Annotated in this window: 9 protein-coding genes and 1 pseudogene; 4 read left to right on the top strand and 6 right to left on the bottom strand. The window is 67.2% G+C overall.

Annotated features, from left to right (window positions below):
- Positions 1–239: 239 nt before the first annotated feature.
- Positions 240–470, top strand: a pseudogene (locus ABD374_RS34805) (transposase); the annotation flags it as partial.
- 174 nt (positions 471–644) lie between these two features.
- On the opposite strand, the gene ABD374_RS31850 reads toward ABD374_RS34805, so the two are convergent.
- Complete coding sequence (locus ABD374_RS31850) at positions 645–869, bottom strand: hypothetical protein (protein WP_344500153.1); 225 nt, start codon at positions 867–869, stop codon at positions 645–647.
- Positions 870–1,062: 193 nt separating this feature from the next.
- Here ABD374_RS31850 and ABD374_RS31845 point away from each other — a divergent pair, with 193 nt between their 5' ends.
- Positions 1,063–1,374, top strand: coding sequence for a hypothetical protein (locus ABD374_RS31845; RefSeq protein ID WP_344500151.1), 312 nt, complete (start codon positions 1,063–1,065; stop codon positions 1,372–1,374).
- A 251-nt stretch (positions 1,375–1,625) separates the two neighbouring features.
- Here ABD374_RS31845 and ABD374_RS31840 read toward each other — a convergent pair whose 3' ends face one another.
- The 3 genes from ABD374_RS31840 to ABD374_RS31830 are packed head-to-tail and all read right to left on the bottom strand — an operon-like array spanning position 1,626 to position 4,955.
- Positions 1,626–2,666: a hypothetical protein gene (locus ABD374_RS31840; protein WP_344500149.1), complete on the bottom strand. Its 1,041-nt coding sequence runs from the start codon at positions 2,664–2,666 to the stop codon at positions 1,626–1,628.
- Positions 2,666–3,457, bottom strand: coding sequence for an AAA family ATPase (locus tag ABD374_RS31835; protein ID WP_344500147.1), 792 nt, complete (start codon positions 3,455–3,457; stop codon positions 2,666–2,668). The genes ABD374_RS31840 and ABD374_RS31835 overlap by 1 nt, the downstream gene beginning before the upstream one ends.
- Complete coding sequence (locus ABD374_RS31830; RefSeq protein ID WP_344500145.1) at positions 3,432–4,955, bottom strand: Mu transposase C-terminal domain-containing protein; 1,524 nt, start codon at positions 4,953–4,955, stop codon at positions 3,432–3,434. The genes ABD374_RS31835 and ABD374_RS31830 overlap by 26 nt, the downstream gene beginning before the upstream one ends.
- A 422-nt stretch (positions 4,956–5,377) precedes the next feature.
- Here ABD374_RS31830 and ABD374_RS31825 point away from each other — a divergent pair, with 422 nt between their 5' ends.
- A complete protein-coding gene (locus ABD374_RS31825) occupies positions 5,378–6,112 on the top strand; it encodes a hypothetical protein (RefSeq protein WP_344500143.1) in 735 nt (244 codons plus the stop codon).
- Between the two features lie 246 nt (positions 6,113–6,358).
- Here the strand turns inward: ABD374_RS31825 and ABD374_RS31820 are convergent, their stop codons facing one another.
- The gene (locus ABD374_RS31820; protein ID WP_344500141.1) at positions 6,359–6,544 is read right to left on the bottom strand and encodes a hypothetical protein; all 186 of its coding nucleotides are present in this window, start codon (positions 6,542–6,544) and stop codon (positions 6,359–6,361) included.
- A gap of 409 nt (positions 6,545–6,953) precedes the next feature.
- Here ABD374_RS31820 and ABD374_RS31815 point away from each other — a divergent pair, with 409 nt between their 5' ends.
- The gene (locus ABD374_RS31815) at positions 6,954–7,454 is read left to right on the top strand and encodes a single stranded DNA-binding domain-containing protein (protein WP_344500139.1); all 501 of its coding nucleotides are present in this window, start codon (positions 6,954–6,956) and stop codon (positions 7,452–7,454) included.
- A gap of 66 nt (positions 7,455–7,520) precedes the next feature.
- Here ABD374_RS31815 and ABD374_RS34800 read toward each other — a convergent pair whose 3' ends face one another.
- Complete coding sequence (locus ABD374_RS34800) at positions 7,521–8,324, bottom strand: abortive infection family protein (protein WP_425577404.1); 804 nt, start codon at positions 8,322–8,324, stop codon at positions 7,521–7,523.
- Between the last annotated feature and the right edge of the window lie 217 nt (positions 8,325–8,541).

Below are 8,541 nucleotides of genomic sequence, written 5' to 3'. Positions count from 1 at the left end.
CCTCGCCGAGGATCTTCGTCGACCCTGGGAGCGGCCGGCGCAGCCTCGTCGGCTCACCCCTGCCCGGGTCCGCCGGGGGTTCCGCCACCTCCGCGTGAAGACCGCGAGGCTGTCGCACGACTCCTGCCCGGTGAAGGTCAAGAGCGATTCGTTGTTCGGTTCCGGGGATCAGGGAGACGCTGGAATCTTGGCTGGTGGGGCGGAACTTCTTGTCGTGCGACCGTGAACGTGATCTCGAGATGCCGCAGAGTGCGCGGGAGTGGCTGCCGCCCGAGCACTTGTGCTGGAGGGTGCTCGACGTCGTCGAACTGCTTGATCTGTCAGCGTTCGAGGGCGGCTACCGCGCTGACGCACAGGGCGGGGCGGCCTACTCGCCCGCGAGCCTGATTGCGTTGCTCCTGTACTGCTACAGCAAGGGAGTGCGCTCCTCCCGTCACATCGAGCAGGCGTGCTGGGACGACGTGGGATGCCGGATCATCACCGCGAACCGCAGAGTGGACCACTCCACCGTCGCGCGGTTCATACGACGCCACCGTGCCGCCTTGGACTCGCTGTTTGTGCAGGTGCTGTCGCTGTGCGGCCGACGTGGCCTGGTCGATCTTTCGGCGGTGGCCGTGGACGGCTCACCGATGGAGGCGAACGCCTCACGCGACGCCAACCAGCGGCTCCAGCGCCTGGAGGAGACCATCTCCCAGTGCGAGAGCGAGATCCACGCGCTGATGGAGGACGTAGTCGACCACGCGCTGAGCGTCGAGGCCGACGGCACGGCAGCCCAGGGCGATGGCGAGGACGCGTGCGACAACTGGCCTCGCCTGTCCCGGCTGTGCGACCGGCTCACCCGGGCTCACTTGGCCAGGGACAGACTGCATGAACGGGCTATGCCTTCACCTACCGAGATCCGGATCAAGGTCGAAGCTGCCGAGCGCATGGTGGCCCGCGCGGAGAAACGCCTGGCCGCCGAGACCGAGGCTCACCAGGAGAAGCTGAAGAAGTACGAGCTCCGCGCCCGAGAAGACCGGGCCGGCAGGACGTCGGGGAGCGAACGGACGGCCGCCAGTCCCGATGGAGCACAAGACCGTCCTCGTTCGCCAGCGAACGCGCCTGGTGAAGATGCGGGCCTGGCTGGAGCGGGCCCGGACACCCCGACCGGTCCCCTCCCCGGAGTCCCGTGCCTGCCTGAGCGATCCCGACTCCCGGCTGATTCCCGGCAAACGCGGCGGCTACCTGCAGGGATACAACATCCAGATCGTGTGCGCCCGCCGTCAATTCCTGCTGGCCATCGAAGCGCACGACAATCCCTCGGACAGGACGGCCCTCGTTCCGATGGTGAAGAAGACCCAGCACAATCACCAGGCCGCACGGCTCCCCGGCTGATGATCTGCGGGTTTTTGTCGGTGGTGGTTCGGCATGGTGATGTCAGTGGGCGGGTGTCGGAGTCTCTGCTGTTCAGTGGGTTGTCGTGGGTGACTTGAGTGCTGTCATGGATGCCGATCTGGTGCTGTCGTTTTTGGTGACCGGCCAGGTCGGTTGGTTGCCTCTCGGTACAGCGTGGGGTGTGTCGTTGCTGGTCACGGTCGTGCGACCGCGCCGGGAGTATCCTCCATGGCTGAGACGGACGGTCGTCTTTAGGGTGTGGGCTTCAGGGTGTAGCGGATTCCTGTTGCGGTGAGGCGGAGTTGTTCGCCGTCCTGGACTGTGATGAGGGGGAATAGCGGGCTGTCCGGGGCACGGTCGTTGAGCTGTCCGTGAATGCCGGCGGCGCGTATGAGGCGGCGCGTCCAGGTGGGGAGTGGGTAGACCTGGCATCTGCGGTGGGCTGTGCTGTCGTGGACTTTGACGGTAGTCGCCCTTTCGTTGATGTCGATGCCGCGGATGAGTGCGAGCCGGTCGATGTCTGCCCCGGTGACCGCGTGGATGGTCAGGGCTGTGGCGTGCAGCGGGTGGGCCACCGTGGTCAGCCGTGCGGCGAGAACGTCTGCTGATGTGTGGTCACGCCCTCGCGCGGACGGTGCGCCGCTCGTTGTCGAGGCGAGCACGGGAGCGCCCTGGCACTGGGCCCGTTTCGGACGGCCTGTCACTGTGCCGTCCGACGATGCCGGGGAGGTGATCCACTGGCCGTCGTCCTGGCGAGGGGTTGGTTCGATGGGTTGCTGCTGTCCGGCGCTTGGGGTGCCGGTCGGTGAGTATTCCGTCCGGTCAAGGGCGATACGGGCCTGGGGGAGGGCGTCGACGAGGCGGTACGGGGTCTCTTCGAGGAGCGTTCTCAGGGCCGGACCAGCCGGCCGGTGCCAGAGGAGGGTGAGGCGGATACCGCACCGTTCCCGCAGGGCGAGTAGTTGTCTGCGGCGGGCGTGTGTGAGGCGGTCGGTGCGGCAGACGATGAGGTGCCCAATGTGGTGGGTGAGCATCCAGGCAGTGACGGCGTCCCAGGCGGGTTGCTGGGAGTCGGCCCAGGTTCCGTGGGTTTTTCCGCCTTCGGGGAGGCGTTTGCCCAGGGCGTAGAGGAGGTCGTGGGCGAGGGCGGCGGGCGCGCCGTTGGCGGGGCTGGGGTCGACGGTCAGGACTCCCAAGGCGGGTTGGTGCGCGGCAAGCGCGGCGGCCGTCCAGGCGGGGTGGTCGTCCTTGTCGTGGATGACGGTGACCGGTGGCCGGCCGCCGGTCGTCATTACATGCCGCCGATTTTGCTGTAGACCCAGCGCACGAGGTCTTCGTCGACCTGGGCGAGGTTGAGTTTCTTCATGCCGGCCAGGATGTGGGTGGTGATGTTGGCCCAGTTGCGGAAGCTGCCGTGGGCGGCCTGTTTGTCGATCGCGTCGATCAGCGCGGTGTCGACGTCTGCCCAGACGGGGTGGAAGGCGGGGATCGTGGCGCGGACCTCGTCTTTGGACATGCGGGTGAATTCCTGCCAGATGAAGATCCTGGAGGCCAGCATGGGCTCGCGGCGCAGGACCTTGTAGCAGCCGTCGCCCCCGGCGAAGATCACCGCGATGTTGGTGCGCTTGTCGTCCCACAGGTGGCGCCAGAACTCGAACCCGGTCTTCTTCATCCACTGCGCCTCGTCACAGACCAGGACCCGGAACTCTTCCGCGAGTGCTTCCTTGAGGAGGGTGTCGAACTCGATTGGGCGGGCCGGCGGCTCACCCGGCAGCCCCAGTGCCTGGAAGAGACCATGGCGGATGTCGCGCGGGGTCGGTCCGGCCCGCAGTTCCAGGCGGTGGGTGATGTCGGGGGCGAGGTGGCGCAGCGCGGAGTTCACCGACATCGTCTTGCCGGATCCCGCCGGCCCGTAGACGCACATCATGGCCTTGGCCTCGATGACCGCCTCGATGTTGTCCCGAGTGGTCAGCAGCGTGTCGGTGCCCACCAACTGGGCCTGATCCAGGCCCAGGAAGTGGTCTTCGCTCTCGTCGGGCAGCAGCCCGTAGTCCAGGTCAGCGATCATCAGCTTGGTCCTCATCAGGAGTAGGTATGCGCGCGGGCCTGGGGCGGGCCCAGGTATCGGGTGCGGGGCCGTGGGGAACGAGATCGGGGCGAGCCAGCGCACGGCGGTCCGTCTGCGCCGTCGCGCCCAGTTCCTCTTCGGCCTGCGCGCAGGTCGCAGAGGTGAGAGGCCTGGGCGGGGTGGCGGTGGTGGAGGCTTCGAAGCGCCGGCGGCGCAGCTTCTCCGCGGCCTTCAGATCAGCCTTCAGCCGGCGGGCAGCCGCAGTCCGTGCCGCTTGGACGGAGCGGATCTGCTCCCGGCTCGCCGCGGCGGCCAGGAACGCCGAACCGAGGTGGCGGCCGGTCGCTGCGTCGAAGACTTCGATGGTGTCGTCGTGATGGGGCAGGTGGCGTACCGAGACCTTGGTGCCGGTACGGCCGTTCATCCACGGGGCGAGGTAGTCACGGCGGCGCCACCGCACCCCGCTCGTGCTGATCGTGTACGTGCGCCCGTCGTCTTCCAAGGCGAATGTCGCCAGCTGCCCGGCGGACACATCCGTGAGCGGAGACGCGTCGGCCTCCCACGCCTCGATGGGGGTCTTGCCGCTCAGAGCGTCCGGTCGGTGGCGGGTGTTCCACCAGGCCACCCAGTCCAGCAGCAGTCCCACGAACGCCTCATACGTCAGCGGTGGTGCGTCGGGGTCGGCGAGATGGCCGCCGGTGAGTTTCTGGCGGCCGGTGTAGCGGGGGAGCGAGACGAGGAACATCTCCTCCACCGCGTCGTTCAACGCCTCGATGGTGCCCTTCAAATACGGGCTGTAGGCGGGCAGGTCGGTCACGGGGACAGCGAGCGCGCCCATCGCCGCGGTGACCGTGGCGCACAGGAACTCCTTGCCGCGGTCCACCCGGATCTGACCGGGCAGCCCGCCCACCGGCCCGAACGGATCGCTGCGGGTGATCGCGATCCGCAAGGACGCCAGCACCGCGTCCCGGCTCGGTGCGTGCGCGGTGACCGCTACCCCGGTGATCGCCTTCGTGGCGCAGTCGATGAACCAGGTCACCCAGGGCGTAGCAAGCTCACCCTCGACGTCGACCTCGACGGGCACGTGCTTGTGGTCGCCCTCCCACGCCGCGTTGCGGTGCGTCGGTGGCCGCTTGCCGAACACGTCATGCGCGCGCCGCGCGGCTTCCCCGCTCTTCAGCCCGGCCCGCTCACCGCGGGTCAGGTCCCGGCGGATCGCCCGGTGCAGCGTCGACAGCGACGGCGCCGCCGGCGCGTCCGGATCATTGGCCGCCCTCTCCAGCAGTTCAGCGTGGACCCGAGAGGCATTGCCGCCCCACAGCGCCAACAGCCGACGGAGTTCTGTGGTGACCGTGAAGTGCGACGACTCCACCCGGGCGAGACGCTGGTCTTGGCGGGCAGCGGCCAGCCACCGCCACACAGTACGCTCCGACTTCCCCAACGCCCCTGCCACCAGGCGTACGTGCGCGGATGCCAGCTCACCACGCTCGTCGAGGTCCAGCAGCCGGGGCATCGCCGCCGCCCGCCCCAACCGGGACGGGAAAACGGCCGACGGACCCCCTTCGAGATGCCCACCCTGCCCTTCCGGCATTGCATCCCTTCCCCACCAGCACCGGACGGCACGGCTTGCCGCCTCAGCCCCAGGTATCCCAGCCCTTCGTCACCCAACTGACCGGTATCGGCGTACGACTGACACCAACCATCGCCATCCGATAAAGCCGTGCCCCCGCATGAAGCCCCACCACGGCTGAACCATCCCCCTGACGGCGCTACGCCGACGAAAGCGAGCGAGGCCTGATTCAGCAACAGCCGAAGGCGCGGTCACCCCGGTACACCCCAGACCTCACAGGACCCGAGGATCCTGCTGCGCCCCGTACTGATGCAGCCTCCAGCTTCCTGCCCCGCCGGTCCACGGGACGGGGGAGACTGGCGGCCATGTGGATGGGGTTGGAGAAGAAGGATGCCAGGGTCGCTCTGGAGGGCGCGATGCCGTGGCTTGCGCCGACCGGGAAGCTGACGGTTCAGGCGCTGGGGAAGCTGGATCGGCCGCTGCTCGCGTGGGCACCCGAGTCGGAGGCTTACCTGTTCGATTCGGCCGCGCACTACGCCGAGTTCGTCGATGAGCCGGGCGGCCTGTCCCCTCTGGAGAAGAAGATCGCGCAGCTGCCGCCGCGGCGGGAGTGGAAGATGGAGCGGGTCTGGACCCCGCATGAAGAACCCGACGAAGAGCACGAGCAGGCGTATGAGAAGGCCAGCGTGACGATCGGCGGCCGCCTGCTGCACCCCAGGGCTCTGGACGCCTACGCCACCTTCGCCTACGAGTACGCCGGCCTGGAAGACGAAGACGACTTCACCGACGCAGAAGACGGCACCCCCGGCCTTCAGCACGTCACCGGCGACCTCAACCAGGCCCTGGCATGGGCGGCCGCCGGTGTCTGCGTCCTCCAGCAGTCCCTGCCCTATCCCTTCAGGGACGTCCTGCTCTACGGCGACACCGACAACCGACCCGCCCACCGCATCCTTCTCGCCTACGCCTCACTGCTGCGCATCAAGCACCCGCGCAAGGCCGCTCCGTGGTTCACCGCGCTGGTCTACCTCAACCCGATGGACAACGTCGGCGCGCGCTTCCTGGCGCCCGGCGGCCCGGCCCACCCGAACGCACGTCGCTAATATCAACGGGACAATCCGCCGGATAGCGGGCCCTGCCTTTGCCTCCTGAGGCCCACGAGCAACACCTGCCGGAGATCAGCCCCGCCGCGCTGCGTTACACCCGTACCAACGACTCGACCTTCCCAGATCCGGCGGGTAAGCGCGGCCGCTGAGATCCTGTACGGCGTGCGATCCGCGGTGCGCGAGTTTATGCCGGGCTGCGCCTCAGCGGAGTGCCGTCTTCCTCGCTCGCCCGCCGTCGGCGCGTCAGAGCCGGGTCTGTGCCCAGAGGAAGCCGTACGTCACGACGGCGCCGCCCACAGCCGTAGCCGCGCCACGCACCACGTAGAGCCCGACTTCGCGCCGGGCCCGCTGGGCCCGCCGGCGCCATTGAGCTCCTCGCCCGGGGGGTTCCGGGACCGCCTGGTTGCCCTTACGCTCGACATCGGACATGAGCCTCTCCTTCGCTGGTGATGGTTCGGTCTTCTGCAGACGGCTCCCTGCCCACCAGGGGGCCGTCGCCGTTTCCGGCGACAACCATTGCCGCTGTCCAACCCTTGAGATCCTTGCTTCGTCTGGGGTGGACGAGACCTAAGAAAAGCACCCTTGAAACGGCTCTGACCAGCGAAAACAGCTACTTGTCAAAACAAGTTAATCCGTGTTGAAACGACCTCAAAGCGAGTTGCTGCAGGTCTTCATGACCTCAACACGGGGCATCCTGTGTCTACATGGGGTGTCATGCCTGGCCAGTATGGGTTTTTACGGGTCGAAGAAGGCCTGGACCTGCCAGAGTTGGCGGATGCCTCAGATGATGCGCATGCCCGGCCCTGACGAGCTGCCTCCTGGAACCAGGCGAGCGTTCGTGGCAGAGCTGTTCTTCCACTACACCGAAGCCGGCCGTCCCACACTTGCCCGCGTCGCAGCGGCCACTCGGTCCATGACCGACGCCTTTCCCGTCAGCCGGGAGACGATCCGCCGACTCCTGCGCGGGGAATCAGTCGCCAGATGGGAACGGGTCGACGCGGTCCTGCGTGCCCTGTGCGAGATCGCCAATCAGGATCCGGACCGCAGGCGATGGCAGGAGAGCGGCGACTGGAACGATGACGGCGATCCGACTACCTGTCGGCAGCACCTGCGCCAGCTCCTCTACGACGACATCGACGAGGTGCAGCCCGAGCTGCCCCCCAGCCCGCCAGCGGTTCCGCCGCCGCGGTCATCCGGCGGGTGGGGCGGTACTTCACCTACACCGACCGCAGGCTGGGGAAGTACCCCCTCGCAGCCCAAGCAGGATGACCCGTGGGCCACAACCCCGCCTTCATCCACCCCGTCGACAGGCGGATACTCCGACGAACCACCCTTCTGAACTGGCGGGGCTGGGTGGAGCACTCCGGCGGAGCCGGGTTCACCCGGATGAGCTGGCTCTACAGCGTCATCTGGGCCCGAAGAGCGCACGAGCCTCCAGGTCATTGATGATGTCGGTCCACGGCTGTTGTCCCAAGCCTGGTAGACGCGGGAGTTGTTCACGCATGGCGGTGATGACTGCTGGGTGCTCCTGCTGGAAGAGCACGGACCAAGAGGCCGCGCTCAGGACGTCTCGCAGGTCGGCAAGTACCCGTTCAGGCGCTGAGTGGTGCTGTAGTACGTCGGCAGCGCAATCTGGACTGATGAGGGGACGCGCTTCTACCTGGCCATCCTCGTTGAGGAACAGGCCCTCCACGACTCCCTGACGGTAGGCATCTGGCCAGCGCTCTGGGTTGTCCGCGCACGCATGGATGCCCTCGATACGTACGTTGAATGTCTCTCGGGCCGACCGTTGGCCCACGGCCACTCCGAGGCGCCGTTGCTCCGGTTCCTCAAGTCCGGGGATGTTTGCAGCGTCCAGTCGAGCAGCCAGGACTCCTCCGGAGAAGAGGCCCCCGCGTAGGTCATGCACCAGAGGTTCAACAGCGCCCAGGAGCACGGTCTGAAGTCTTGCTAGCGCCCACCGTACCCATACCAGGGCACCGTGCACGCACGCCTCGACTACCTCGGCAGTGATCTCGTGTACAACAGGACGGCCGTGCCCGGTCCCGAAGCGGTTGCGTAGTTCACGAAGCTGCGATGCCATCTTCTTCGCGGCGTTCGGGATCTGTCGTAGTGGGTCGTTCGACGGCAGACCGTGGTCAGCGGCGTGTTCGACAACGGTGTGCGCGTGACTGAGGACCTTGTCGTATTCGTCTTTATCGCCTGTCACGCGTCCGTGCGCGATGAGGACGACGCGCGCGACACACTCGACAAGCTCCTTCGCCGAACCTACGACTAGCGGCCGATCGTTTGCCGCGATGGCGGAACCAAGACGCCCATAGTGGGAGTTCTCGTGTTCTTATCCGGTGTGGTTCTCATTTTGGTGTCCAGGTGGGCGGATACGGTTGAGTGGGCTGATCGGCTTTGTCTTGCGGGTTGTTCGGGGT

It is taken from the genome of Streptomyces enissocaesilis, from assembly GCF_039533765.1.
In the GTDB taxonomy this organism is placed as follows: domain Bacteria; phylum Actinomycetota; class Actinomycetes; order Streptomycetales; family Streptomycetaceae; genus Streptomyces; species Streptomyces enissocaesilis.
This window is presented reverse-complemented; position numbering and strand designations above follow the sequence as displayed.

Excerpts from the sequence above, each read along its gene's own strand:
- ABD374_RS31850 (WP_344500153.1), bottom strand. The coding sequence starts at position 869 with ATGCAGTCTGTCCCTGGCCAAGTGAGCCCGGGTGAGCCGGTCGCACAG.
- ABD374_RS31845 (WP_344500151.1), top strand. The coding sequence starts at position 1,063 with ATGGAGCACAAGACCGTCCTCGTTCGCCAGCGAACGCGCCTGGTGAAG.
- ABD374_RS31840 (WP_344500149.1), bottom strand. The coding sequence starts at position 2,666 with ATGACGACCGGCGGCCGGCCACCGGTCACCGTCATCCACGACAAGGAC.
- ABD374_RS31835 (WP_344500147.1), bottom strand. The coding sequence starts at position 3,457 with ATGAGGACCAAGCTGATGATCGCTGACCTGGACTACGGGCTGCTGCCC.
- ABD374_RS31830 (WP_344500145.1), bottom strand. The coding sequence starts at position 4,955 with ATGCCCCGGCTGCTGGACCTCGACGAGCGTGGTGAGCTGGCATCCGCG.
- ABD374_RS31825 (WP_344500143.1), top strand. The coding sequence starts at position 5,378 with ATGTGGATGGGGTTGGAGAAGAAGGATGCCAGGGTCGCTCTGGAGGGC.
- ABD374_RS31820 (WP_344500141.1), bottom strand. The coding sequence starts at position 6,544 with ATGTCCGATGTCGAGCGTAAGGGCAACCAGGCGGTCCCGGAACCCCCC.